Annotated in this window: 23 protein-coding genes; 7 read left to right on the top strand and 16 right to left on the bottom strand. The window is 65.0% G+C overall.

Going from position 1 to position 25,539, the window contains the following annotated elements; all coding sequences use genetic code 11:
• Positions 1 to 245 precede the first annotated feature (245 nt).
• The 8 genes from AUL32_RS18930 to AUL32_RS18895 form a co-directional block, all read right to left on the bottom strand.
• Complete coding sequence (locus AUL32_RS18930) at positions 246 to 905, bottom strand: glutathione S-transferase family protein (protein WP_062118480.1); 660 nt, start codon at positions 903 to 905, stop codon at positions 246 to 248.
• A gap of 173 nt (positions 906 to 1,078) precedes the next feature.
• Positions 1,079 to 1,480 carry a MarR family winged helix-turn-helix transcriptional regulator gene (locus AUL32_RS18925; RefSeq protein ID WP_148640216.1) on the bottom strand — a complete coding sequence of 134 codons (402 nt, stop codon included), beginning with the start codon at positions 1,478 to 1,480 and terminating at the stop codon, positions 1,079 to 1,081.
• Positions 1,481 to 2,377: 897 nt separating this feature from the next.
• Positions 2,378 to 3,190, bottom strand: a complete 813-nt coding sequence (locus AUL32_RS18920; RefSeq protein ID WP_062118476.1) for an IclR family transcriptional regulator — start codon at positions 3,188 to 3,190, stop codon at positions 2,378 to 2,380.
• 25 nt (positions 3,191 to 3,215) lie between these two features.
• On the bottom strand, positions 3,216 to 3,599 hold the full coding sequence (locus tag AUL32_RS18915; protein ID WP_061978644.1) for a RidA family protein: 384 nt from the start codon (positions 3,597 to 3,599) through the stop codon (positions 3,216 to 3,218).
• Positions 3,600 to 3,650: 51 nt separating this feature from the next.
• Positions 3,651 to 4,421 carry an amino acid ABC transporter ATP-binding protein gene (locus AUL32_RS18910; RefSeq protein ID WP_062118474.1) on the bottom strand — a complete coding sequence of 257 codons (771 nt, stop codon included), beginning with the start codon at positions 4,419 to 4,421 and terminating at the stop codon, positions 3,651 to 3,653.
• Positions 4,422 to 4,429: 8 nt separating this feature from the next.
• Positions 4,430 to 5,092 carry an amino acid ABC transporter permease gene (locus AUL32_RS18905; RefSeq protein WP_062118472.1) on the bottom strand — a complete coding sequence of 221 codons (663 nt, stop codon included), beginning with the start codon at positions 5,090 to 5,092 and terminating at the stop codon, positions 4,430 to 4,432.
• Between the two features lie 18 nt (positions 5,093 to 5,110).
• Positions 5,111 to 5,773, bottom strand: coding sequence for an amino acid ABC transporter permease (locus tag AUL32_RS18900; protein ID WP_061978641.1), 663 nt, complete (start codon positions 5,771 to 5,773; stop codon positions 5,111 to 5,113).
• Between the two features lie 115 nt (positions 5,774 to 5,888).
• The gene (locus tag AUL32_RS18895; RefSeq protein ID WP_156421527.1) at positions 5,889 to 6,725 is read right to left on the bottom strand and encodes a transporter substrate-binding domain-containing protein; all 837 of its coding nucleotides are present in this window, start codon (positions 6,723 to 6,725) and stop codon (positions 5,889 to 5,891) included.
• A 392-nt stretch (positions 6,726 to 7,117) separates the two neighbouring features.
• Between AUL32_RS18895 and AUL32_RS18890 the strand changes: the two genes are divergently transcribed.
• Positions 7,118 to 7,474 (top strand): VOC family protein, encoded by a 357-nt coding sequence (locus tag AUL32_RS18890; protein ID WP_062118466.1) that lies wholly within the window; start codon positions 7,118 to 7,120, stop codon positions 7,472 to 7,474.
• A gap of 49 nt (positions 7,475 to 7,523) precedes the next feature.
• Here the strand turns inward: AUL32_RS18890 and AUL32_RS18885 are convergent, their stop codons facing one another.
• Together AUL32_RS18885 and AUL32_RS18880 are read right to left on the bottom strand one after the other, a co-directional pair.
• A complete protein-coding gene (locus AUL32_RS18885; protein WP_062118463.1) occupies positions 7,524 to 9,905 on the bottom strand; it encodes a bifunctional diguanylate cyclase/phosphodiesterase in 2,382 nt (793 codons plus the stop codon).
• Between the two features lie 261 nt (positions 9,906 to 10,166).
• On the bottom strand, positions 10,167 to 12,122 hold the full coding sequence (locus AUL32_RS18880) for a putative bifunctional diguanylate cyclase/phosphodiesterase (protein ID WP_062118460.1): 1,956 nt from the start codon (positions 12,120 to 12,122) through the stop codon (positions 10,167 to 10,169).
• Positions 12,123 to 12,486: 364 nt separating this feature from the next.
• Between AUL32_RS18880 and AUL32_RS18875 the strand changes: the two genes are divergently transcribed.
• Genes AUL32_RS18875 through AUL32_RS18865 form a run of 3 tightly spaced genes read left to right on the top strand, consistent with a single transcriptional unit; the run spans position 12,487 to position 15,110 of the window.
• The gene (locus tag AUL32_RS18875) at positions 12,487 to 13,692 is read left to right on the top strand and encodes a TadE/TadG family type IV pilus assembly protein (protein ID WP_062118458.1); all 1,206 of its coding nucleotides are present in this window, start codon (positions 12,487 to 12,489) and stop codon (positions 13,690 to 13,692) included.
• 6 nt (positions 13,693 to 13,698) lie between these two features.
• Positions 13,699 to 14,229 carry a TadE/TadG family type IV pilus assembly protein gene (locus AUL32_RS18870; RefSeq protein WP_062118456.1) on the top strand — a complete coding sequence of 177 codons (531 nt, stop codon included), beginning with the start codon at positions 13,699 to 13,701 and terminating at the stop codon, positions 14,227 to 14,229.
• On the top strand, positions 14,229 to 15,110 hold the full coding sequence (locus AUL32_RS18865) for a TadE/TadG family type IV pilus assembly protein (RefSeq protein WP_062118443.1): 882 nt from the start codon (positions 14,229 to 14,231) through the stop codon (positions 15,108 to 15,110). Before AUL32_RS18870 ends, AUL32_RS18865 begins: the two co-directional genes overlap by 1 nt.
• A gap of 87 nt (positions 15,111 to 15,197) precedes the next feature.
• Here the strand turns inward: AUL32_RS18865 and AUL32_RS18860 are convergent, their stop codons facing one another.
• Positions 15,198 to 16,850: a phosphoethanolamine transferase gene (locus AUL32_RS18860; RefSeq protein ID WP_062118553.1), complete on the bottom strand. Its 1,653-nt coding sequence runs from the start codon at positions 16,848 to 16,850 to the stop codon at positions 15,198 to 15,200.
• 183 nt (positions 16,851 to 17,033) lie between these two features.
• Here AUL32_RS18860 and AUL32_RS18855 point away from each other — a divergent pair, with 183 nt between their 5' ends.
• Complete coding sequence (locus AUL32_RS18855) at positions 17,034 to 17,705, top strand: response regulator transcription factor (RefSeq protein ID WP_062118440.1); 672 nt, start codon at positions 17,034 to 17,036, stop codon at positions 17,703 to 17,705.
• Positions 17,698 to 19,101, top strand: a complete 1,404-nt coding sequence (locus tag AUL32_RS18850) for a sensor histidine kinase (protein ID WP_062118437.1) — start codon at positions 17,698 to 17,700, stop codon at positions 19,099 to 19,101. The genes AUL32_RS18855 and AUL32_RS18850 overlap by 8 nt, the downstream gene beginning before the upstream one ends.
• A gap of 39 nt (positions 19,102 to 19,140) precedes the next feature.
• Here the strand turns inward: AUL32_RS18850 and AUL32_RS18845 are convergent, their stop codons facing one another.
• The 5 genes from AUL32_RS18845 to AUL32_RS18825 form a co-directional block, all read right to left on the bottom strand.
• Entirely contained in the window at positions 19,141 to 19,404 is a 264-nt protein-coding gene (locus tag AUL32_RS18845) for a hypothetical protein (protein WP_062118434.1), read from the bottom strand.
• A gap of 274 nt (positions 19,405 to 19,678) precedes the next feature.
• Entirely contained in the window at positions 19,679 to 21,250 is a 1,572-nt protein-coding gene (locus AUL32_RS18840; RefSeq protein ID WP_062118431.1) for a TerC family protein, read from the bottom strand.
• Positions 21,251 to 21,615: 365 nt separating this feature from the next.
• Positions 21,616 to 22,275, bottom strand: a complete 660-nt coding sequence (locus tag AUL32_RS18835) for a DedA family protein (protein ID WP_062118428.1) — start codon at positions 22,273 to 22,275, stop codon at positions 21,616 to 21,618.
• 93 nt (positions 22,276 to 22,368) lie between these two features.
• Positions 22,369 to 23,163 carry a DUF2076 domain-containing protein gene (locus tag AUL32_RS18830; RefSeq protein ID WP_244497976.1) on the bottom strand — a complete coding sequence of 265 codons (795 nt, stop codon included), beginning with the start codon at positions 23,161 to 23,163 and terminating at the stop codon, positions 22,369 to 22,371.
• 241 nt (positions 23,164 to 23,404) lie between these two features.
• A complete protein-coding gene (locus AUL32_RS18825) occupies positions 23,405 to 24,307 on the bottom strand; it encodes a sugar phosphate isomerase/epimerase family protein (protein WP_061978711.1) in 903 nt (300 codons plus the stop codon).
• Positions 24,308 to 24,510: 203 nt separating this feature from the next.
• Between AUL32_RS18825 and AUL32_RS18820 the strand changes: the two genes are divergently transcribed.
• On the top strand, positions 24,511 to 25,533 hold the full coding sequence (locus tag AUL32_RS18820; RefSeq protein ID WP_062118425.1) for a LacI family DNA-binding transcriptional regulator: 1,023 nt from the start codon (positions 24,511 to 24,513) through the stop codon (positions 25,531 to 25,533).
• Positions 25,534 to 25,539 lie beyond the last annotated feature (6 nt).

Genomic DNA, 25,539 nt, shown 5'->3' with positions numbered 1-25,539 from the left:
GGTCCAGAGCCTGCTCGACGGATTGCGCGGCCCGGCTTGACCGCTTGCTTTCGCCCCTTCGTCGCCGAAAGCGTCGAACACCGCTCGTTCATTCTCAGCCAACCCTTACTTGTGGGGTCTTAAGGATCGGTGCGTGTCGCGGTGTCTTCCTCCGGGCATGGGTGCGATCGAAGCCGGTCTGGCCGGGGACGAAGGCGAGCGGATCGCTGGGCGCTTCGCCCGCCGCTCAAGATGCCGCTCGGGCCTCAGAGCCGATGCGTGCGCCGCTCGTCCGCCAGCGCGAAATGCGCCATCTGGTCGGCCAGCGGCTTTGCGAAGGCGGGGCGCTCCGTTCCTCGGGCGAGATAGGCGCGGCAGGCGGGATGGTGGGCGAGCCCTTCGAACCGATCGACGAGGCGCAGAACGTCGACCATCAGAATGTCGGCCACCCCGAAGCGATGGGTCAGCCAGTCTCGCTCCGACAGGACGGTTTCCATATGCCGAAGCCGAATGTCGAGAAAGGCGTCGAGCTGCGCCCGGCCAGGCGAGGGCGTGGTGTCCCCGGAAAACCGGACAAGCGCCCAGGGCAGGCTTGCCATCTCGACCGAGTTGAGAGCGGCGAACAGCCATTCGATCGTGCGGCTTCGTCCCGGCGGATCGCGCGGCATGAGCGACTCGCTGCGCTCGGCCAGATGAAGAAGGATCGCCCCGCTCTCGAAGATCGAGAGCGCGCCGTCGCGCAGCCATGGCACCTGACCGAAAGGCTGGTGCGAGAAATGCTCGGGCGAGCGATCGGCAAAGGGCACGCTATCGACGCGGTAGGGAAGCCCGGCCTCCTCCAGCGCCCAGCGGACCCTGAGATCGCGCACGAAGCCGCGCGGCTGTTCCGGCACCCAGTCGAACGTCGTCAGGCTCAGCTCGCCCATTTCAGCCCGTCTCCACTCGGCCCGATCCATGCTGATCTCGGCAGGAGGCGGGGACAAGCGGCAAACGCGGGGAAGGGGCGGGCGAAAGGTCGATGCCGTTCACCGCGACCCGCGCCGCGATGCGAAACGTCTTGGGAGCTTGCCGCCGAAACTTGGCGATGCAGCCGCTGGGTTCAAAACCCGGCGGCGATCGGAACGGCGGCCGGGGGCTTGGTCAGATTGGCATGGATCGCCTGCAGCCCGGTGGCGACCTTCGTCAACTCGTCCTGATCGATGCCATGGGCCATGACGCGGTAGATCTCCGCCAGCGTGGGTTCGAGATCGCCGACGACCTTGACCGCGTTGGCGGTGGGTTCGACGAGCTTGAGGCGCCGGTCGCCCGGGTCCTTCTTGCGCTCCACGAGATCGAACGCTTCCAGCCGGTCGAGATAGACCGATAAGGTCATGGGCTCGATTCCCATGCGCTCGGCCAGGACGACCTGCCGGGTGCTCCGATGGCGCATGACATAATCCAGGGTCCTGATCTCACCCGGCGTCAAGCCAACGCTGTTTCCCTTCAAATGGCGTTCTGTCATCTGCCGAAGGGCCAGTGCGGTTTCGATCAACAAGAACCACAGCGTTCGTTCGCACGGCTGCGGAGAAGCGCGATGAGGCATGTCATCTCCTGAAAAGGTCGTCCGTTGGACGGGAATAGATAAATCGGAGTGATTGAAAATCACCGTAATCGTTTCCGGTCGCGCTTCAGATAATCAGCCGTCGATACCGATTTTTGGTAATCGAGCATATCCAATAGCGCAGAAGGCCGGCATTGGCAAAGTATTCCGAAGGGGTTCTGAACTCGCGCCGCCATCCATCTCGTGGGGTCGAAATGACGCATTTGCTCAAATCAAGACCTTTCTCACGGTCCACCCAACTGCGAAGTGCAGACCGCGTCGCTTTGCGCTGTTTTAGGCCGATGTAGTTGAAAACGAGCCTAAGTCCGAGCCAATCACTGCCATTGATGACCATTATCGACCCTAGACTTGTTATACCAGTTCGCAAACCCGGAGCTTTCTAGCGGGCAGAAAGACCGTTTTGTCGCTCCTGTCAAGTAACTTGAATGATTGGTAAGGACTTGAAAACTGAGAAGCGGAGCGATGCTCCGACGAGCTCTACCGGCCGCGTTGCGCGGGCCAGAAGAAGACCGGAAATATCAGGAATGTTGGTATCCGTCATGGCGGATCACGAAAAGACAAAAAGCCTCAGAGAAAAGGGCAACGCCTTGTCGTCTCCAATCGATCAACTCCTGGATGCAGTAATGCACCTCAGATCGATCGACGGATGTCCGCAGATTGTTCTTCGTCCGGCCTTACCTTGCGTTCGGAACAACGGAACGAGGGTCTGCTCAAGCCATCTGGGAAGCAGACGGCCTTGAGATGGACGCTGGGATCGGACGGCCCGCATCAAGCCGCGTGTCAAGCTCGAGTCCGCCCTCAGGCGCGCCGGATCGGCGTCGTCGGCTGCAGCTTCGCGCCTTCGGCATAGACCGCGCCCAGCAGACCGGCCGCTTTCTGAAGGCGCATGATATAATCGGCATGGTTGCGCAGAGCGTCGTTCTTCGGCGCGACGAGGCAGAGCGTCGCCGCGATCGTCCCGTCCCGCAGCGTCACCGGAACGGCGAAACAATGTGTGTAGCTGTCTACGATGGAATCGAACGTGAAGTAGCCCCTCGCCACCGCTTCGCGCGCCTCAATCGTGAAGAGGGACGGGTCCAGCCATTCGCCGGAGGGAAGGCGAAAATCCTCGGGCGGCACGAAGGCGCGGATTTCCGCCTCGCTCATGCGGCCGAGAAGGAGCCGCCCCGACGCCGTCCAGGGAATGGGCGTGCGCTCGCCCACGCTGGAGGAGATGCGAAACGGGCGCGAGCCCTCGCGCATCATGGCCACCGTGTACTTGTCGCCGTCCAAGAGACAGAACTGCGCGGTTTCCTGCGTTTCGGCGACGATGCCTTCCAGCAGCGCGGCGACGCGGTCCGGCAGGCCGGACTGATCGCCATAGGCTTGCCCATAGAGAAACAGGCGGCCGCCGAGAAAGACGCGGCCTTCGCCGCCGACCGATTCCAGAATGCCGATCTTCAGGAGCAGGCCGACAAGCTCGTAGATGGTGGAGCGCGGCGCGCCCATCGCGACGGCGATCTCGTTGGCGCGAAGCGGGCGCCCCGCCTCGCGCAGACAGTCGAGAATGTCGAACGCCCGTTCGAGCCCACGGGCCCTGCGGTTCGCGGTCTCCTCCACGCGCTTGTCCATTCTCGACCTCTTCGCTTCGGAAGGGTTATTTCCGCTTGAAGGCCACGCAGTCAATCTCGACCTTGCAGTCCACCATCATGGAGGACTGGACGCAGGCTCTTGCCGGCGGATGGTCCTTGAAATAGGTGGCGTAGACGCCGTTGAAGCTCCAGAAGTCGCGGGGATCGTCCAGCCAGACGCCGACGCGCACCACGTCCTCCAGCCCGTAGCCGGCCTCGGTGAGAATGGCGATGACGTTCTGCATGGTGCGGTGGGTCTGCTCGACGATGCCGCCGGGCACGATCTCGCCGTTCTCCATCGCGACCTGGCCCGACACGTAGAGCCAGCCGTCGGCCTCCACGGCCCGCGCGAAGGGAAGCGGCTGTCCGCCGGCGCCCTTGCCGCCGCCGCCATAGCGAGTGAGTGTCATGAATGCGTTCCTTATGTGGGAAAGGGGCGGGCGGGGCCCGCGCCCATCGGGTCAGTCGAAGCGCGACGACTGAAGAAAGGCGGCAAGCCGCTCGGTTCGGGGCGAGGCGAACATCTCGCGCGGGTTCCCTTCCTCGCCGATGCTGCCCTGGTTCATGAAGATGACGCGGCTCGACACATCGAAGGCGAAGCGCATCTCGTGGGTGACGAGAAGCATGGTCATGCCCTCCTCGGCAAGGCTTCGCACGACCTGAAGCACCTCGGCGACGAGTTCGGGATCGAGAGCCGAGGTCACCTCGTCGAACAGCATGAGGCGCGGGCTCATGGCGATGGCGCGGGCGATGGCCACGCGCTGCTGCTGGCCGCCCGAGAGCTTGGAGGGGTGGTGGTCCTTGCGCGCCAGCAGCCCGACCCGGTCGAGCCATTTTTCGCCGAGCGCGCGCGCCTCCTCGCGGCCGAGCTTGCGAACGAGGGTGAGGCCGAGCGTGACGTTTTCCAGCGCCGTCATGTGCGGGAAGAGGTTGAACTGCTGAAAGGCCATGCCGGTCAGCGCACGCTGGCGGGCGATGTCTTTTTCGGACTTGCGCCGGCGCTGGCCGTTCACGGTCTCGAAGCCGATCTCCTCGCCATCGATGCGGATCGTGCCGCCCTCGAACTCCTCCAGCATGTTGACGCAGCGAAGCATCGTTGTCTTGCCCGAGCCCGACGAGCCGATGATCGAGATCACCTCGCCGGGTTTCACGTCGCAGTCGACGCCCTTGAGCACCTCGACCGGGCCATAGCTCTTTCGCAGGCCCCGGATCTCCAGAAGATTGGCGGTCATGGCAGCTCTCAGGCAGCGCTCAGGCGACGCTCGACCAGACGGCCGAGGCGCTCGATGGCGAAGTTGACGGTGAAGTAGAGAAGCCCGGCCAGGAGATAGAAGGGCAGGCTCTGGAAGGTTCGGGAAATGACCTCCTGCGTGCGCAGGAGCAGTTCGGCAACGCCGATGACGGAAAGAAGCGTCGAGGCCTTCACCATCTCCGCGCCCGTGTTGACCAGCGGGGGGAGCGACAGGCGCAGCGCCTGCGGCCCCAGCACGTAGCGAAAGGTCTGGCCGAAGGTGAGGCCGATGGCCTTGGCCGCTTCCGTCTGTCCTTTGGGCAGGGTCTGCAACGCGCCGCGCGTGATCTCGCCGACATGCGAGGAGCAGAAGACGGTGAGCGCCAGGACGCCGGCCTGGAAGGCCGAGAGGTCCAGCCCGATCGTGCCGAGGATGTAGAAGCTCGCCAGAACCAGAACGAGCACCGGCGTGCCGCGCACGAAATCAGTATAGGCGCGGGCGAGAAGGCGCAAAAAGCGGTTGCCATAGGTCAGCGCGAGGCCGAGCAGCGTGCCGATGACCGTGCCCCCGGCAATCGCCAGCAGCGAGATGGCGACCGTCGTGCCGAGGCCGTAGAGCAGCGGCCAGCGGGCCAGCCACACGAGGTCGAGAAAGGAGGGAGACGGGTTCATGAGCGACCTCGAACGGGCTTATCGCGAAACGGCGAGGCGCGCCTCGATGCGGCGCAGAAGGGCGGCGAGGATCGAGCAGGTCGCGACATAGAGCCCGCTCGCCACGATCCAGGTCTCGATGACGCGGAAGGTCTCGACATTGATCTTGCGCGCTTCGAAGGTGAGTTCGGGCACCGCGATCGCGGCCGCGAGCGAGGTGTCCTTGAACAGCCCGATGAAGGTGCTGCCCAGCGCCGGCAGGACCGCCCGCAGCATGACGGGCAGGATGATGCGCCGGCGGATCTGTCCTTCCGTCAGGCCGATGGCGAGCCCCGCCTCGCGCAGGCCCTTGGGCACGCCGAGCAGCCCGCCGCGAAAGACCTCCGCCAGATAGGCGGCGGAGTAGAGCGCCAGCGCCAGCACGAAGGAACTCTGCTTCGACAGGCGCAGGCCGAGCTGCGGCAGGGCGAAGAAGGAGAACAGGACGAGAACCAGAAGCGGCAGGTTGCGCAGCAGCGTGACATAGAGCCCGGCCAGCGCGGCGAGGGGCCGCGAGCGGGAGGTGCGCGCGAAGGCCAGAACCAGCCCCAGCGCACAGCCGACGCCGATGGCGAAGAAGGCCAGAACCAGGCTGAGCCCAAGGCCCCAGAGCAGATGGTCGAAGTTTCGCCAGACGGCGTCGAAGTTCAGCGTGTATCCCATCGGGACCCCTCGCGGCGGGCTGGGCCTCGCCGGGGCGCTTGGGCGGAATCAAATTCCGCCTTCACGCCCCGGCGTCTCGTCTAAGCGCGACTGGTGCCGCTTACTCGAACTCGACTTACTTGAACTCGACGGGGAAGCCGATCGCCGGGGGCGGCAGGTCCTTGCCGAACCACTTCTTGAAGGACGCGGCGTAGGTGTCGAACTCGACGCCCGTCATCGCCTCGTGCAGCGCGGTGTTGACGAAGTTCAGCCAGTCCTGGTCGCCCTTGGCGACGGCGCAGGCATAGGTCTGCGGGCTCCAGCCGTAGCCGCCGTCCTTGTACTGGCCCGGGTTCTGCGTGACGTACCAGGCGATGGAGGACTGGTCGGTCGCCGCCGCGTCCGCGCGGCCCGATTGCAGCGCCTGATAGAGAAGGTCCTGCGCGTCGTACTGGTCCACCGTCGCCTCGGGCAGCGCCTTGTGGACGAGTTCCTCGGCATAGACGTTCTGGAGAACGGCGATGGTGACGGAGGAACCGGCGGCCTTCAGCGCGGCGTAATCGGCATATTGGCCGCCATCCTTCAGCATCAGGCCGACGCCCTCGCGGTAATAGGGAATGGTGAAGTTGACCTGCTGGGCGCGCTCGCCCGTCACGGTCATGAACTGGCAGGTCATGTCGACCTTGCCGGTGGTGATGTTGGGGATGCGCGCGTCGGAGGACTGGTTAACGAACTCGACCTTCTCCGCGTCCCCGAACAGGGCCTTGGCCACGATCTTCGCCATGTCGATGTCGAAGCCCTGGAGCGTGTCGCCAGCGTCCTTGAAGTGCCAGGGCGCATTGGTCGAGCCGGTGCCGACCACGAGCTTGCCGCGCGACAGCACGTCGTCGAGCTTGGCCGCCTGCGCTGGTATCGACGCCAGCGCGAGCGTCGCCGCCGCCGTCAGGCCGAGGATGAGGGACTTCGTATCCATTGCCATTCCTCCAGAGATGGGATGTCCGATATACCGTACACAGTACCAGAATATTGGATTGCCCCATTTGTGAGCGCGCACGAAATTTTGTCAATGCGCATCGTGGGAGAAAATTCGCCGCGCGTTCGCTCGAGCGTTCGCGGCATGACGACGCTGTGATGGGTGTCGGAGCTTCATTTGCGAAGGCCGGGCTTTCGCCCTCCACTGAAGAGCGCGCGGCTTCTCGCCTGATGGCCGCGAAAGCTCCCCTCAACCCCGACCATCAGTCTTGTTGAGCGCTTTCAGACAGGTCCTCGGGTCGTGATAGGGTCGCGCGGGAACGAACCCGTATATCCGAGATCCGGCGTTCGACCCCGGCCGAGGAGGTTTGTTGCGATGATGGGGGCGAGCGAATGAGCGTGACGCGGATCGTTCCCAATATCGCGACCGATCGATTGGACGACGCCCGGCGCTTCTACGGGGACCTTCTCGGACTGACGATCGGGATGGATCACGGCTGGATCGTCACCTTCGTCGGGTCCGGCGTGGTCGCGCCCCAGATCAGCTTTGCCCTGGAGGGCGGCTCCGGGACGCCGGTTCCCGAGCTTTCGGTCGAGGTGAGCGATCTCGACGAGGTTTTCCGTCGGATCGTGGATGCCGGCCACCCTATCGAATACGGCCCGGCGACGGAGCCCTGGGGCGTCAGGCGCTTCTTCGTGCGCGATCCGTTCGGCCGGCTCGTGAACATTCTCGCGCACGAGGCAGGATAGCGACCTGCCGAACCCGGTCTGAGTTCGCCGGCAAGGCGAACCCCGCTCCTTACACGACGCGAAGCTTCGCCAGTTTCGGCGCGGGCCGTTCGCGCATGAAGGTTTCGGCGGCCGGGCCGTCGAGCGGGCGGCCCAGGAGATAGCCTTGCGCCGTTCCGCAGCCGAGCTCGAGCAGGCTCTGGAGCTGCTCTTCCTCCTCGATGCCCTCGGCGGTCGTGTCGATGCTGAGTTCGCGGGCCATGGAAAGAACGGCGCGCACGATCGCCGCCGCGCCCGCATCGTGGCTGGAGGCGGAGACGAAGCTGCGGTCGATCTTGATGCGGTCGATCTTGAACTCGCGAAGATGGGCGAGCGAGGAATAGCCCGTGCCGAAATCGTCCATCGCGATCCGCAGGCCGATCGCGCGAAGGCTGGCCAGCGTCAGGGCGATCTGGCCGCTGTTCTCCACCATCGCGGTTTCGGTGATCTCGATCTCGATCCGCGAGGCGTCCACGCGGTGCCGGGCCAGCGCCTCTCTGATCTGCAAGGGGAGCGCGACCGAGCGCAGTTGCACGGCCGAGACGTTGATGGAGATGTAGAGGTCGGCGGGCCAGAGCGCGGCCTGCTCGCAGGCGGCCTCGATCACCCAGGCGCCGATCTCGCCGATCAGCCCGCATCGCTCCGCCATGGGAATGAACTCGCCGGGCGGGACCAGGCCGCGGACGGGATGGCGCCAGCGGATCAGCGCCTCGAACCCGCTGTGCCGGCGGTCGGGGAGGCTGTGAAGCGGCTGATACCAAAGCTCCAGCTGACCGAGGGCGATCGCGGCGGACAGGTCCTGCTCCAGCGCGCGCTTGCCGGCTTCCTCCTCCAGCATGCCGTCCTGGTAGAGTTCGAACCGGTTCCGGCCACCGTTCTTGGCGGTGTAGAGGGCAAGGTCCGCCTTCTGCTGCAGCGTGGAGGCATCGTCCGAGCCTATCGCCGTGGCAATGCCGATGCTGCAGCCGATCGCGACCACGTGCGGTCCGATCTCGAACGGGATCGCGATCGAGGTCGTGATCGTATGCGCCAGGGCGACGACCCGTTCGGGGGGTGCGGACAGAAGCACCGCCAACTCGTCTCCGCCGAGCCGGAAGGCTTGCTCGCCCTCGCGCAGATGGGTCTCCAGCCGCATCGCCACCTGCCGCAGCAACTCGTCCCCGACCGAATGGCCCAGCCGATCGTTGACGCCCTTGAAGCGATCGAGATCGATCATGAGCATCGACAACTCGCCCTCCGGGAGCAGCGCCTCGATGCATTTGGCGAACATGCGCCGGTTTCTGAGCCCGGTCAGCGCATCGTGGAACGCCATATGGGCGATCGTCTTCTGCCCGTTGCGGGTTTCGGTGACGTCCTCGTAGGTCAGGATGGCGCCGCCACGGTGGACGGGCTGGCAGACGATGCTCAGAACGGGACCGTGGTCGAAATGATGCTCGACGCGCGTGGTGGTCTTCTCGCGCATCCAGGCCCGGTGCTTGTCGATGATCCGTTCCAGGCGCGCCTCGTCCCAACCCACGCGCTGGCCGATCGTGCCGAGATAGGCCTCCAGCGTCATCCCGACCTTCAGCTCCTCCGGCTCCAGCCCGAAAAGCTGGCGGACCCGATCATTGACCAGCGTGACCATGCCGCCGGGCGACAACATGGTCAGTCCGTTCGACATGTTGGCGAGCGCGTCCGAGGCCGTCGCCCGGGCCTTGTTGTCGATGAAGCTGCTGGCGAAGCCCGAGCCGACGATGAACAGGCCGACGCAGCCCACCGCGAAAGCGAGCGCGTTCAGGGCCTCCGGGTTGGAGAAGGAGCCGTCCACCTGCATCGGCGTGACGCCGAAAGCCGTCATACCGGTGAAGTGCAGCCCGATGATCGACAGGAAGAACAGACCCGACGCGCCATGCGCGCGGGCGCGCTCGCTTCCCGGCCGCAGCGCAAGGTAGAGAGCCGCCGCCGCCAGGGTGCAGGAGATCAGGATGGAGGCCATGAGATAGGACCGATCCCAGCTCACGATGCCCTGCACGCGGTAGGCGAGCATCCCGACATAATGCATGACGGCGATCGACAGGCCGACCACGGCGCCGCCGATCGCCGGCGCCGCCGGCTGTTTCGCGGTGGCGATCAGGAGGCCGAGGCCCGAGCCCGTCATGGCGACCAGCAGCGAGACGATCGTGAGGACGGGATCGAAGGCGATCGGCACGCCCGGCTCGTAGCCCAGCATGGCGACGAAATGCGTGCTCCAGATCGATGCGCCGGTGACGAAGGCCGATAGGACGATCCAGGCGATCTTCTCGAGCGAACTGGTGAGCGCGGCGCGCGTGAACAATCGCACCATGGCCCAGGAGCCCGAGCCGCAGATGACGGCGGCCATCAGCACGAGCCAGAGATTATGCTGGTGGACGATACATCCGAGGACCGTCATCATCTCGAACGTTTTCCTTCTCGCTCGCGCCGGGCGCGAGTCGCTGATCTGTGGTGCGGACGGCCGTTCCCTAGAAACTATCGCGCGATGAGTTATGGATCGGCTAATGCCGCCGCATTTCCGGGGCCCAGCGGCCGCCGGGAGGGTGTTTCTTGAAAGGCTGAAAGAGTTCGGCCTTGGCGATCCGGTGCCGATCGGCCGACATGCGAGTTCCCATCGCGCATCGACCGAGTCGGTTCAGACGAGATTTCCAGGCATTGCCGGTCAGACCGAAGCGCTGGCCTCGATCGAGCTGCGAAGTTCCAGCTGCTGATCGAGGAAGGCCTCAACATCCACCTCGCGCATCGGCCTGGAATAGAAGTAGCCCTGAATGAGCGAGCAGCCGAGGCCCTGCAGGATGTCGAGTTGCTCGCGCGTTTCGACGCCCTCCACGACACAGCTGAGCGAGAGGTCTCGCGAGAGGGCGGTCACCGAGCTGACGATCTTGCGGCTGGCCGGGTTGGTTTCCAGATCGCGCACGAAGCTCGCATCCACCTTGATCTTGTCGAGCGGCAGCTTCTGGATCTGGCTGAGACTGGAATAGCCCGTGCCGAAATCGTCCAGCGAGATGCGCGCGCCGGTGGCCTTGAGCAGGTGCAGATTGGCCAGCGCCTGATCGAGATTCATCATGATGGCGGTTTCCGTCACCTCGAACTCGACGCGGTTCGGCGCCACGCCGCTGTGCATCAGGATGCCGATGAGGTTCAGGACCTTTTCCGGTGCCACGATGTCGTGGCCCGAAAGGTTGAAGGAGATGCCGACCTCGCCCGACCATTGCCGGATGGCTAGAAGCGCCTTGCGCAGGAGAATGGGCGTCAAAGTGGAAATGAAGCCGGACTGTTCGGCGGCGACGATGAACTGGGCAGGCGAGACCAGGCCTAGAATCGGGCTCTGCCATCGCGCCAGGCATTCCAAGAGCATGGTCTTGTTCTGGTGCGAATCGACGATGGGCTGGAAGGTGAGATAGAGTTCTTCCTCGAGATCCGCCGCGCGCAGCGTGCGCTCGATCAGCGCCGTCTGGCGCACGCTGCGCTCGTGCTCCTCGTTGAACACGACCGGCCTCGACCTACCGGTGCGCTTGGCATGGAACAGCGCGTAGTCGGCGCGGTCATAAAGCTCCTCGGCGCTTTCCGCGCTCTTGGGATAGGTGGCGAAGCCGATCGAACATCCCAGCAGCATGTTGAAGTCGCCGATCCGGATCGGCGTCTGCACGCTCGAGATCAGGTCTTCGCCGATTTCCAGAAGGCGCTCCGGGCTCTCCTCGCCGGCGATGATGAAGGCGAATTCGTCGCCGCCCAGCCGGTAGACGTCGCCGAACTCGCCCAGCGTATCGCGGATGCGCGCGGCCATGGCATGAAGGAGCCGGTCGCCGACGACATGGCCGTTGCTGTCGTTGACCGCCTTGAACCCGTCGAGGTCGAGAACGCCGAAGGCGACCGCGCGTCCGGTATCGGCCGCTGCTTGCAGAGCCTTCTCCAGATCATGAAAGCACCGGCGGCGGTTGCCGATATCCGTGAGGGAGTCGGTGTTGGCCAGGCGAAAGTTCGTCTCGCTCAGGAGTTGGACCTCCTCCGCCTTGGTCTCGAGCGTCAACCGGGACACGACGAGGCTGGTGAAGTCGAAATAGTATCCGTAGGCGATAAGCGCGAAGCTCCCGAACCCCATCACCAACACGGTCACGACGCCGATCGTGCCGACCAGCGACTCGATGCCCGATCCCAGGTAGATGAGACCGGCGAGGCAGATCGCGCCCGAGACCAGCGACGCCAGCCGAAGCTGGAGGAGCCCGAACTGGAGAAACACCATCTGCCCGGCCACGCACAGCATGAGGACGATCAGCGTATCGGCATTGCCCCATTGCGCCAGCCAGATTTCCCAGGCGACGATGAGGCCCATCCAGACGACCACCTCGATGCCGAGCACCCGGACCGCCCGTACGCACTCGTCCACTGGCGGGATCGTATCGCGATTGCGATACCACCTCACGGAACAGATCAAGGCTTTGGGAATCAGGATCGCCGGGAACAGGAATGTCGCCCACCAGGGCGCCATGGCCATGTGAACGAAGGAGACCGCTATCATGTCTCCGACCAGCGCCAGATAAAGCGCCGGCCAGACCTTCGCCAAGGCATGATAACGTGCCTGCTCGATCGATCTCGCCTTGGAGAAATCGCGGTTCAAGAGACCCCCTGCAGATCGCGTCTCGTTCGATACGATGTTTGTTAGCGCGTTTAGCCCTGCCGTCGCGTGAATCGAATAAATAAACTACTTGGAGAAGTCTATTTGCCGCATCATTATTAATACTTAATAAATCAGCGGCTTTCCTTTTGTGTTTGCCCATTCCTCAAAACGTACCGATGACGGCCGGCGCAGGTCTCGAGCATAAAGATATGATTCTTCATCAGCTTGCGTTCAAACCATATGCAGTGCTGATGATCTTACTTTATTACATGTAACAGACGAATCAAAACACGCTCAGCTCAGGTGGAGAAATATTTACTGACGATTGCTAATCACTGCGATGGATTGTTTGCGGGAATTCCCGATGAAGACGTTTGTTCAAGATCAACGGGGAAACTTCGCCGTAATCACGGGCATCTTGTCCGTGCTGCTGATCGGATCGCTCGGCGGCATTCTGGATCTGTCGACGCAGTGGATCGACCAGGCCGTTGTCCAGCGCGCGGTGGATGCGGCGGCCTTGGCGGGGGCCAAGAAACTGGAGATCGGCACCGAAGCCGAGGCGCAGAAGGTCATTCAGCTGGCGGCGAAGGCAAATCTTCCCGTCGGCTTTCCCGATGTGACGTTCCAGGGAAAGATCGACCAGACGGCTGGAACGGTCGATGTGGTCGGCTCGGGCAACCTCGCTCCCAACTTCCTGCAGCTTTTCCAGATCCGAAATCTTCCGATCGATGCGAGCTCGCAGGCGCTGATCCAGCGCAAGAGCTTTGTCGATTTCTACTTCCTGCTCGACATCTCCGAATCGATGAACATCGCGGCCAGCGATGAAGACCGAAGTAAGCTGGAAAAAGCAACGAACCAGATGAACGGACGACCCTGTGCGTTCGCCTGCCATGTCCCTGATTGGGACAGAACATTGTCGAACTACGCGATCAGTCAGATCGCAGGCGTCACACTGCGGGTCGATGTCTTGCGATCTGCGGCCGATAGCATGATCGATAAAGTGCTTTCGCTGAACAACGCAGTCGGCTCGCTCGTGTCGACCCGCGTCGCGACCGCAGGGTTCAGTTCGTCGTTTCACGACTGGCAACCGCCGATCACGCATGCTGGAATCCTAAAGGCGTCCATTCGCACACCGGCGCCCGAGCCTCATCCGCATTCGGACATGAAACTCGCCTTCGAGGATTTCAGACGAAAGCTGGGTGCGCAGGGTTCGGGCAGGACCCAATCCGACCCCAAAAAGATCGCCATCGTCGTGACGGATGGTGTTCGAGATGAAGACGAGAGCTTTTCGCCGTTTTCGTTGGGCCCCGTCGATCCGCTCTCGTGCAAGCCTATCAAGGATGGCGGGATCGACCTCGTCGTTCTTGAAATCAAATACATCAAGAACTTCGATACTGGAAACTTCTTCCGTGACCGCGTGGCTCGATATTACGATCTGATTTCGCCGAACATGAAGTCCTGCGCCAGTCCGAACTACTATTATCAGGCGCAGGACGCTGGATCGGCCGAGAGCCAGTTGCTCCAGATCGTGGACGACATCATGACCGTCCGCCGCCGGCTGTCGAGCTGACGCGCGATGGGCATCCTTGATAGGCTTCGCCTGCGAACCTCAGGGTTCCGCCGGTCGCAATCGGGCAGCACGGCGGTCGAGTTCGGCGTTCTCGCGCTGCTTTATTTTCTGATCGTCTTCGCCATCATCGAAATCGCGCTTCTGTTCACCGCCGAACTCGTTCTCGACAAGGGCACGACCTATGCCGGACGCATGGTGCGGGTTGGGCGCGCGCAGCACGACAATATGACGAAGGAGCAATTCGCGGCCTTCACCTGCGACAAGGTGAAGATCATGCTGGATTGCAACAAGCTCGTCTTCGACATCCGGTCCTATCCTTCCTTCGCCGACGTTCCAGACGATGTGCCGATGAAGGGCGACGCGATCGATACGAGTGGTTTCAAGTACGAGCTCAGTCGCGGCGGCACGATCGTCGCCCTGCGCGTCTTCTACAAGTGGCCCATCCTCACCAGCGTCCTTAGACGCTTCTTCGCCGACACCAAGGACGGCTCGGTCGTCCTGATGAGCATGAGCACGTTTCGGACAGAGCCCTTCTGATGCGGACAATCTCCAGAAAGTGGACATGGATCGGGCGCCTGTGGCGCGACCGGAGGGGCGTCAGCGCGGTGGAATTCGCGCTGGTGGTTCCCTTGCTTCTGATCGTTCTCCTGGGTGGGTCCGAACTCGGCATCGCCCTGACGGTGGATCGCAAAGTCAAGGCCATGGCGGGTTACGCCGTGGATCTGGTGTCGCAGTCGACCTCGCTCAGCGAGAGCGATCTGCAGAAGCTGTTCCGCATCTCTAAGGGCACGATCGCTCCCTACTCGATCGTCCCGCTCCGGATGCGCGTCACCCAGATCAAGGTGGTGGACGGAAAGGGAACGGTGGACTGGTCCTGCCAGACCCGAGGCTACGATCAGCTGGCGAAGGGCTCGGCTATTCCCATTCCAGACAATCTCAAGGCGCAGGGAGAGCTCTTGCAGGGGCGCCTTCGAGAGCGGCTCGACCACGGGCGGGATTATGCAGCGCGCGAAGAAGCGACCAGCGCGCTGCTTCGGGGGAGCGCTTTCCGCAGTTCACTCGCGCGCATGTCGGGCGAGGCCCGGAGTGGCGCCCCTGTTCGACTGGCAAGCCTTGGTGGCGGGTTCGACACTGGCCTGGATCATCCCGCTATCGCACCCCTGCGTGCGCCTTCGGAGGAAAAGGGGCGCCTCTTCAGCCACCATCCGTCGCAACCTTCACAGCAGCCATCGTCCTCGCAACAGCCGACCAACACGCCAGTGGTTTTCTATATCCTCATGGGTGAAGCCAGCTACGACTTCCGGCCGGTGACCGGGGCCGTCCTCGAGCAAGCCATCGTCCTGTCCGGAATGAGCTACGTCTTGCCGCGCTATAGTTCCTCGGTATCGTCCGGCGGATGCGCGATATTCGACCTGTGACGTCCGTCTCATAGAGGCACCGGGCGGGAGAAAATCTCCATCCCGATTTCGCGATGGCCGAGGCGCTTGGCGACGAGACGTCTTCGCTCACGATCTGGGTTCGGCGGCGGAGGCGAGGCCGCCGGACGGCGCCGGATCGCGGCATGCGGCGAAGGCGTCGAGCCCCTTGTCGTAGGCATTTGTCGAGACGTCCATCATGCCCAGCATCGTGTGGAAGAGATTGTCCTGCGACAGGGGCGCGTCCTTTTGGGCCTTGAGACAGGCGAGGTCGGTCGGCCGCAGGGCCTGATAGCCGTCCGAGAACCAGGCCACCATCGGCACCTGCGTCTGCGTCTTCGGGGCGAGGAAGTAGGGCGTGCCGTGGAGGTAGAGGCCGTTCTCGCCCAGCGACTCGCCGTGGTCCGACAGGAACAGGAGCGAGCCCGCGAACTCGGTGTGGTCGTGCAGCAGGTCGATGATCTCGGCGAGCACGTGGTCGGTATAGGCGATCGTGTTGTCGTAGGCGCTGACGATCTCGTCGCGCGTGCAGTCCGCGAACTGCGCGGTGTGGCAGGCCGGCTTGAAGCGCTCGAAGCTCTCGGGGTAGCGCTCGTGATAGGCCGGCCCGTGGCTGCCGATCTGGTGGAGGACGAGGACGGTGTTCGACTTGATCTCGCCGAGCTCCCGCTTCAGCCGCTCCACGAGGATCTCGTCCTGGCACTCGCCGCCCGAGCAGAAGCGGGGATCGTTGGTCGAGGGCAGGAACTCGTAGGGGATGCGGTCGGCGACCTGATAGGCGCCCGCGTCGTTGTCGAACCACTTCACCTTGACGCCGGCATGGCCGAGGACGTCGGTCAGGTTCTCGGTGGCGAGCGCCTTGTATTCGGAATAGGCCGAGCGCGGATAGACCGAGAACATGCACGGCACGGAAACAGCGGTCGAGGTTCCGCAGCTCGACACATCCGTGAAATGGGCGACGTTGCGGGCGGCAAGCTCGGGCGTCGTGTCTTTGACATAGCCGTTCAGTCCGAAATTCTGCGCGCGCGCCGTCTCGCCGATCACGAGGATGGTCAGGACGGGCTTCTGCGACCCAGCCATCCGCTCGCCCTGCCGCGCGTCGCGGCCCAGCGGTTGGGCGACGACGTTGCGCTCGCGCATCTCGTGCGAGGCGTAGCGCACGGCCGCCACCACGGGCGCGGTAGGGTTGAGACTGCCGATCAGGTCGCGATGCTCGCGAAAGGTCGAGGCGAGGGTGGAGTAGGTCGAAAGGCTGATGATGGCGGCGATCGCCAGGGCCGGGAAGATCACCAGACAATTGTGGAGGAGCTTGGCGGGAAAGCGCCGATGGACGATCTCGACCCAACAGATCAGAACGGAGGGCAGAAGCCCGTAGAGCGCGAGATGGCGGATCAGGTCAGGCGTGACGAGGTGCCGGGCCTCGCTGGTCGAGGTCAGCGCCACGTTCTGGATCATGTCCCGCGAGATCAGGATGCCGAACGTGTCGGCATAGTAGGAGGCGCTGGCCGAGATCAGGATGAAGGCGATGAACAGCGGCTTGGTCGCGTATTTGACTGAGATCGTCGTCATCAGCGCGACGAACAGAAGGAACAGCGCGATCGCCATCAGCGCGAGATGATCCTCGTGCCCGGCGAAGTAGAGGAAGGCTTTGCGCCAGAACGTCCAGTTCGTGAGAAACAGGAGAAAGGCGGCGGTGAGGATCGACAGCGTCACGCTGCCGATCCGGGGTCGTCTGATACGCATATAGGCCCTACGCGAAACGAAATGGCATGGCGGCGCCCGCCGGGGCCGAACCTTGCGCGACAAGCGGCGCGGCGGCTCCGACAGACGAATCGGAGCCTTCGAATTACACCGCCTTGGTGGCGGAAAACTCGCTGGAACTATACGGTTTGGTATAGTTCGCAGCGAAGCGGGACGAGGCAGGATTTGAAGATTCTGATGATCGAGGACGACCCGTCGACCGCGCATTATGTCTCGGGCGGCCTGCGCGAGGAGGGGCACGAACTCGACCACGCGCCGGACGGCCCGACCGGGTTGGAACTGGCCTGCTCGCGGCGCTACGACGTGCTCGTGGTGGATCGCATGTTGCCCAAGCTCGACGGCCTGTCGCTGGTGCGCGCGCTGCGCTCGGCCGGGCGGGACGTGCCGATCCTGTTTCTGACCTCGGTCGGGGGCATCGACGACCGGGTCGAGGGGCTGGAAGCCGGGGCGGACGACTATCTCCTGAAACCCTTCGCCTTTTCCGAACTCATGGCGCGGCTGAACGCACTGGTCCGCCGGGCGCCGAGCCGGCGGGAGGAGACGGTGCTCGAAATCGGCGAGCTGCGGATGAACCTTCTGTCCCGCGCGGTGACGCGCGCGGGCGCGCCGATCGACCTGAAGCCGCGCGAGTTCCGCCTTCTCGAATACATGATGCGCAACCGGGGGCGGGTGATGACGCGCACCATGCTGCTGGAACGCGTCTGGGACTTCCACTTCGACCCCAAGACCAATGTGGTGGAAACCCATGTCAGTCGCCTGCGGGCCAAGATCGACCGGCCCTTCGCCACCGAGATGATCCGCACCGTGCGCGGCTCCGGCTATATGCTCGATGCCTGAATTCGCCGTCTTCCGCACGATCTCGTTCCGCCTCGCCGCCGCCTACGCCGTTCTGTTCGTGGTCTCGGTGGCGGCGATCATGGGCGCGGCCTACGCTTTCGCCACGAGCGAAATCCGCGGCATTTCCGAGCGCGAGATCCTGCACGACATGGCCGCCTTCCGCTCCGCCTATCGTGAGGGCGGCGGGCGCGAGCTGAGCCTGGCGGTTCGCGAGCGCTCCGAAGGCGCGCCGGGCGACAGTTTCTATCTCCTCCTGGACGAGAACGGAGCTTTCCTCTCCGGCAACATTCCCGCCGAGCTTTGGCGCGAGGGCTGGTTCGAGGGCCGGATGGGGGACGCCGTGGTGCGCCAGAGCCAGGACCTGATGGATGCGGCCGCCATGAACACGGACGGGGAGGTGCGCCTATTCAGCCATGGCGAAAGGCTGGGAAACTTTCGGCTGCTGACCGGCCGGAACTCCCACGTCCTGCACGAGACGCAGGAGATCATGCTGGGCTGCCTGCTTCTGGGGTGCCTTGCGATCACGATCGTGGCGCTGTGCGGGGGCTATCTCATCACGCGAGGGCCGGTGCGGCGGGTGAACGCGATCGCGGGCCTGACGCATCAGGTCGTGTCGGGCCGCCTTGCCGTGCGCCTGCCGATCACCGCCAATGGCGACGAGATCGACCGCCTGTCCGCCGACATCAACGCGATGCTGGCGCGCATCGAAGCGCTGATGGAAAGTCTGCGGCAGGTGTCCACCGACATCGCCCACGACCTGCGCACGCCCATCGCCCGGCTGCGCCAGCGGCTGGACCTCCTGAGCCGCCGCCCGCCGGAGGACCGGGCCGAGTTCACGAGCGGGATCGAGGGCGCGATCGAGGAGGCCGACACGATCATCGAGACCTTCAACGCGCTTCTGCGGATCGCGCAGGTCGAGGGCGGCGCCCGGCGCGCGCGGTTTCGAACGCTCGATCTGGCCGAGGTGGCGGAGCGGGTCTGCGACATCTACCGCGACGTCGCGCAGGACGCCGGCCATCGGCTGGAAGCCGAGATCGAGGATCAGGTCTTCATCGAGGGAGACGCCGATCTCCTGACCCAGCTCCTCGTCAATCTGGTCGAGAACGCGATCAACCATGTTCCCGAGCCCAGCCTCATCGTGATGTCGCTGCGGCGCGCCGAGGGCGAGGCTCTGCTTTGCGTTGGGGATAACGGACCCGGCGTTCCCGAGGCGGAGCGGGAGCGCATCTTTCGGCGTCTCTACCGGCTCGACCGCAGCCGAAGCACGCCCGGCACCGGCCTCGGCCTCGCCATGGTCGCAGCCATCGCCGAATTGCACGGGGCCTCGGTGACAGCCTCCGACAACGCCCCCGGCCTCGCCCTCCAGGTCGCCTTTCCCCTATCCGTGACGCGATAGCGCGTTCCGTCCTCGATGCCTCTCAGCGGAGACGGCGTGTCAGACGACGGAAATTCCGAGCGCCCAGATCGTAGCGAGGGGGCCGGCGAGGGCAGGCAGCACGCCTCGTTTCGCGCGGTCGGCCGTGCGCCAGACGCTGAGGCACAGGAAGGCGTTGCAGGGCCAGGACGAGAGCCAGACGGCGATCACCGCCCAGATCGGCGCATCGAACGCTAGGAGGATCAGCGACGCGCCGGTGGTCGTGAGGTTCAGGATCGTGCCCCAGACGAGCATGTCCACGAACAGGAGGCGCGCGAGCGGCACGTGGCCCCGCCACCTCTGGCTGATGGCGTCGCGAAGCGTGGCTCTGGCCGCCGTGAAGCTTCGTCCCGGACCCGTCACGGATCGACCGGGGCGTGGAGACCGGAAGCCGGACATGCGCTGCCGCTTCGGAATGGACGCTCAGTTCGAAACACGTGCGCCCCGCAGCCGTCGAGTCTCGACCCACCCGCACAGAGCGCGAGCGCCGGATGCGCCTGGGCCGTGGAACGCCCGATGCCGAAAGCGGCCTGTCCGGCGGCGTGTGTTCCGAGCGGGTTCAATCCGCCATCTCGCTCACCGCCTCGGCCGCGAGAAGTCGCAGGCGCGCCTTGTCCACGGTCCGGCCCTTCATGGCAAGAATCTCGATCTCCAGCCCGTCCGCGCGAAACCGCTGGCCGTCGCGCGGAATGTCGCCGAGCTTCCACACGATGTAGCCGTTCAGCGTGGTGTAGCGATGGCTCGCGTCCACCAGATCGACGCCCAGCGCCGCGCTGGCGCGGTGGACATCCACGAAGCCGTCGAGCGTCCAGCTGCCGTCCTCGGTCAGGTGCATGTCGGCGGGCGCCTCGTCGCGGTCGGGAAACTCGCCGGCGATGGCTTCCAGAATGTCGGTCGGGGTCGCGACGCCCACGACGGAGCCGTATTCGTCCACGACGATGGAAATCGGCGTCGAGGATCGCCGCAGCTGTTCCATCAGCCGAAGGACGCTGGTTCCCTCGTGGACGATCACGGGCTGGCGCATCTTCGCCTGGAGATCGACGGTCGCGCCTTCTGCCAGCGAATGCAGGAGATCGGTCGTGGCCGCGACGCCCACGAACCCGTCGAGCCCGTCGCGGCACAGAAGCACCGTCGAATGGGTGAGATCGAGAATGTCGGCGCGGACCTCCTCCTGCGTCTCGCCGAGGTCGATCCATTGGATCTCGGCGCGCGGCGACATGATCGTGCGCACCGGGCGCTCGGCGAGCGTCAGAACGCCCTGGATCATGTCCGTTTCCGCCGGGGCGAAGACGGCCACCTGCTCGCTGTCCGGCGCGCCGTGGGCTGAGGGCTCCGGCCGCGCCTCGCCCCGGCGGCGACCGCCCAGAAGCTTCAGCACGGCGGCGGCCGTGCGCTCGCGCATGTCCATCCCCGCGAACTCGCTGTCCGTCTTGCGGCTGCGGAACTGGTTGGCGGCCTCGATCAAGACGGAGAAGCCGATGGCAGCGTAGAGATAGCCCTTGGGAAGGTGGTAGCCGAACCCTTCGGTGACGAGGCTGAACCCGATCATCAGGAGGAAGCCGAGGCACAGGATGACGACGGTCGGATGCCGGTTGACGAAGGCCATGAGCGGCTTGGAGGCCAGCATCATGATCGCCATCGCGACGATCACGGCGATCACCATGACCATCAGATGCTCGACCATGCCGACGGCGGTGATGACGCTGTCCAGCGAGAACACGGCATCGAGGATGACGATCTGCGCGATCACCTGCCAGAACACGGCCTCGACGCGCACGCCGCCCGTCTTCGCTTCGTGCCCTTCGAGCCTCTCGTGCAGCTCCATCGTACCCTTGGCGAGCAGGAACACGCCGCCGACGATGAGGATCAGGTCGCGCCCCGAAAAGGAAAAGCTGCCGAGCGAGAAGAGCGGGCTGGTCAGCGTGACGATCCAGGAGATCGACGCGAGCAGAACGAGGCGCATGACCAGCGCCAGCGAAAGGCCGATCAGCCGGGCGCGGTCGCGCTGCTCGGGCGGCAGCTTCTCGGCCAGGATGGCGATGAAGACGAGATTGTCGATGCCGAGGACGATTTCGAGCACGACAAGCGTCGCGAGCCCGATCCAAGCGTTCGGGTCTGCGATCCATTCCATGGAGGTCAGGGCCTTTTGTGGGGGATAGATGCGAGCGCGCCGCCGGAAGCGGTGGGGCTCCGGGCGACGTCGCGCTCCGGCACGAAGGCCGGGAGGGATGATGTCAATGGTTCGGATTGGGGACGCACGTCCCTGCCGGCACTTTGTCCAGGCGCCAGCCGGGCTCGGTGAGCCGGACTGGGCGGGTCTTCGCCGACGGAGCTGTCGGCAGCGCCGGGCGCGTCGGCGCCACTCGTTTCAGGAGCGATCATCGCGGCAATATTGGCGTCAACGTCTGGTCCGTCCAGGGGCGGAGCGTTTCGAAGGCGAGCATCGAGCGGCGAACGATCGCTTGCGGATCGTCCGCCGCATTTCCAGTCAAAGCCTCAGAGGCCGGGCTGCGCCGCCGCGCGCACGCGCTGGGGCTTGGCGCGCTTGGCGAGGTGCTTGCCGATATAGGCCGTGCCGATCCCAGTCACCACGATCACCAGCGCGACGACCGCCAGCATGTGCTCGCCCCCCACCCATTCGAGCTCGGACAGGCCGCGCGCGCCGATCCAGCCGGGGGCCAGCATCAAGGGCGCCCAGAGCACGGCGGAGAGAACGTTGGCGATCTGGAACCGCACCTGGTTCATCGCCATCATGCCCGCGACCAGAGGCACGGTGGAGCGGATGGGGCCGAGGAAACGGCCGACCAGAACGGCGGCGAAGCCGTATTTGCGGAAGAAGAGCCGGGTCTTGGCGACGGCGTGGCGGTAGCGCCGCAGGGGCTTGCGATGGACGATGCCGGGGCCGAGCCAGCGGCCGAGAGCATAGGAGACGATGTCGCCGACGATCGCGCCCAGAATGGCGCCGACCAGCACCGTCACCGGATCGAGAACGCCCGTGCCGACGAGGCCGCCGATCACCAGCATGATGGCCGTTGCCGGAATCAGGAGCCCGGCCAGCACGAGCGACTCGCCGAACGAGATCAGGCCGACGATCACGCCGGCCCATCCCTGGTGGGTCCGCACGAAATGGCCAATTTCGGCAATGTAGGCTTCCATCACGTTCCATCTCTTTGGGCGGCGCTAGCGCGTCGCGAAAACAAAGGACACGGGCGGGGGAGGTGCCCCGCCCGTGCCGATGGAGAGAGTGTATCAGATCTCGTCGTCGCCGCCGAAATCGTCGAAGCCGCCCTCGTCGTAGGAGGTTTCCTCGACCTGCGGCTCGTCCGCAGCGGCCGGCTCGGCGGCGGCTGTCTCGGCCGATGCCTCCGACCCGCCGAACATGCCGCCGATGGCATTGCCCAGAAGCACGCCGCCGGCGACGCCCATCGCGGTCTGCGCGGCTCCGGCCAGGAATCCGCCGCCGCCGCCGCGCCCCTGCTGAGCGTAGCCCTGCTGGGGATAGCCCTGTTGAGGAGCCTGGGCGGCGGCCGATCCGCCCCAGGGACCCGCTGCGGCGGCGGCGGGGCCTCGCCCGGCGACTGGGGCGGGCGCGCGCTCAGGCGTCTGGCTGCCGCCGAACAGGCGGCCGAACATTCCGCCGCTGGACTGCGGCTCGGCCGCCTTGGCGCGGCGCAGCTCTTCCAGCTCGCGCTGGGCGCTTTCCAGCGCCATTTCCTGCATCACGATGGTCTGCGCCATGAAATAGGGCGCGCCCGGCTGGCGCGAAACGCGCGAGGCGATGAAGCTTTCGGCCTCCGCGTCGCGCGGCCCGGCCTGACGCTCCACGCCTTCGAGCTTGGTGAAAAGCTGCTCGATGGCCTGACGGTCGTTGGTGTCCATGCCGTTTGTCTCCTTGATGAAGCCGCGAGCTTGCGCCGCCACGAGGGCGGGCGAGAAGCGGAAGAGGGGGGAGGTGAGGTCGAGGAGCGTCGGCACGTCGCCTATGAGGCGCGGCGGGGGCCGCGCTGGCGCCGGGACGGTCTCGCGATCGCTCGGAGAGAACATGCGGACCCCGCGAGGAGGAGCCGCTGAAGGCGAGCATACCGATCATCGGGTCGCCAGAGCCTGGGACCGAGGGGGGAGGATGTCGGGACTTCGAACCTTCATGCCCCGTATACGCGGGAGCGGCGGATTCCATCCGGTGCGGGGGCGAATTTTTTCGGGGCGCGGGATTTAGCGAAACGGCAAAGGGCGACGAACGCGTCGTCGCCCTCCGATTATTCGGGGTGGGAGAGGGGCGCCGGCGTCAGCCCAGCGGAAGCCGGCTGCGCTCGTTCGCCTGGCGCTCGGCTTCCTGCGCGGCCTTGAGCTGGGCCTTGGTGTACATCAGCGCATGGGAGGCGAGGTCGTGGCTGTCCTCCCAGAGGTTGCGCCAGATGCCCAGAATGCCTTCCAGCGGCTGGCCGACGACGCGCGAGGAGAAGCTCTCGAAGGTGATCGGCCCCTGGTAGCGGCAGCGCACAAGGGCGCGGAACACGGAGGCGAGGTCGATCGTGCCCGAGCCCATGTAGCCGCGATGCGAATCGCCGGTATGGAAATAGCCGATGTCGTCGCCGGTCTCGACGATCGCCTGCGCGATGTCGGATTCCTCGATGTTCATGTGATAGACGTCGAGATGGACCTTGACGTTCGGCGCGCCGATCAGCCGAACCATTTCGACGCCCTGCGCCGCCGTGTTGCAGATATTGGTCTCGTAGCGGTTCACCACTTCCAGGGCGAGCGTGATGTTGCTGCGCGCGGCGATCTCGGCCACTTCGGCCAGGGTCTCGGCCGACTGGCGAATGCCCTCGGCTGTGGGCTGCACCGCGTATTTGCCGAAGGCGGAGTAGAGAATGCCGCCGATGTTTTCGCCGCCGCAGTCGCGGCACACGGCGATCGCGTCCTCCAGCTTGCGCTTGCCGCGCGCGCGCTTCTCCGGGTCGCCCGAGGAAATGTCGTCCTCGAAACCGAGGCCGAGCGAGAAGTTGATGCCGATGCCGGCCTGCTCCAGCTGGCGGCGGGTGAAGACCGGGTCGATCAGGCTCGGGTCCAGCGCCGGCGCCTCGATGAAGTCGAAGCCGATCTCGGCCGTCTTGCCGATCGCCCGCGCGCATTCCGCCTCGCTCCAGCCTGCTTCCCAGACCAGCGCGTGTACACCCAGCTTGTTCATGTCGTCCTCCCGGTACGTCTCGTTCTTTTGCAAGTGCGCAGTCTCGCAAGCGCGAACTGTTCTTTCGCTTTGCAGCAAAGCCCGACGCTCGGCTGCTGATCTGCATGATTGACAAAGTCCGGACCCGTGTCTAGCCTCCGATGAAACGTTTTATTGACGTTCAGATCGAAGTTTGGGCTCGGTTCGTCTTGGGAGGGGCGTCCATGTCGCGACAACAAACGCCGTCCATCCGCATGGTGGCGGAGCGAGCAGGCGTGTCCATCGCCACGGTTTCCAACGTCATCAACGGCAAGGCGAGCGTGTCGTTCGACTTTGCCGAGCGGGTGCGCGCCGCCGTCGAGGAACTGGGCTACGTCACCGACATCGCCGCCTCGCGCCTGCGCTCGGGCAAGGCGGCGCTGGCGGCGGTCGTGGTGCCGGACCTCACCAATCCCATGTTCGCCGCCTTCGTTTCCACGCTGGAGCACGAGGCGCGTGAGGGCGGGTTCGATCTGGCGGTGGTCTCGGCGCGCAACGACCCTAAGGAGGAGGCCGACCGCCTCGCCAATATCCGCGCCTGGCGTCCGGCGGGGCTGATCGTCATTCCCTGCGACGGGGCGCTCTCGTCGCGCCTGCCCGCCGGCTTCGCCGTTCCCGCCGTGGTGGCGGACCGCATTCCCGACGACAGCCGCTTCGATCTCGTGGCGGTCGACAACGGACCGGCGTCCGGCGCCCTCGCGCGCCATATGGCGGAGGCCGGGATCGAAAGCTGCCTCGTGGTCGGCACCAGCCTTGCCATCAGCAATGTGCGCGAGCGCTGGGACGGATTCGCCGCCGAGGCGGGCTCGATGCGCGCCGAGATGCTGGAAGTCGGCTTCGAATGCGAGGAGGCGACGGCCCGCCTGCGCGAGCGCCTGGAGCGCGAGCGGCCGGGCGCGCTGTTCGCGCTCGACCACATGACCTCGCTCGCGGCCTATCGGCTGATCGGCGCGCTGGAGCTTCGGATTCCGGCCGATCTCGCCTTCGCCTCGTTCGACGAGATGGAATGGATGCGGCTCGTCTCGCCCGGCATCACCGCCGTGCGTCAGCCGGTGGAGGACATGGCCAAGGCCGCCTGGGCGCTGTTGCGCCGGCGCATGGACGGCCATGAGTCCCCTGAAAAAACAAGGCGCCTCGAATGCGCCGTCACCATCCGCGGCTCGACACTGCGGGTCCCGCACCGGCGGGGAGGCCGGGCGGGTTCATGACACGGG

The organism is Aureimonas sp. AU40 (genome assembly GCF_001463785.1).
GTDB lineage: Bacteria > Pseudomonadota > Alphaproteobacteria > Rhizobiales > Rhizobiaceae > Aureimonas.
This window is presented reverse-complemented; position numbering and strand designations above follow the sequence as displayed.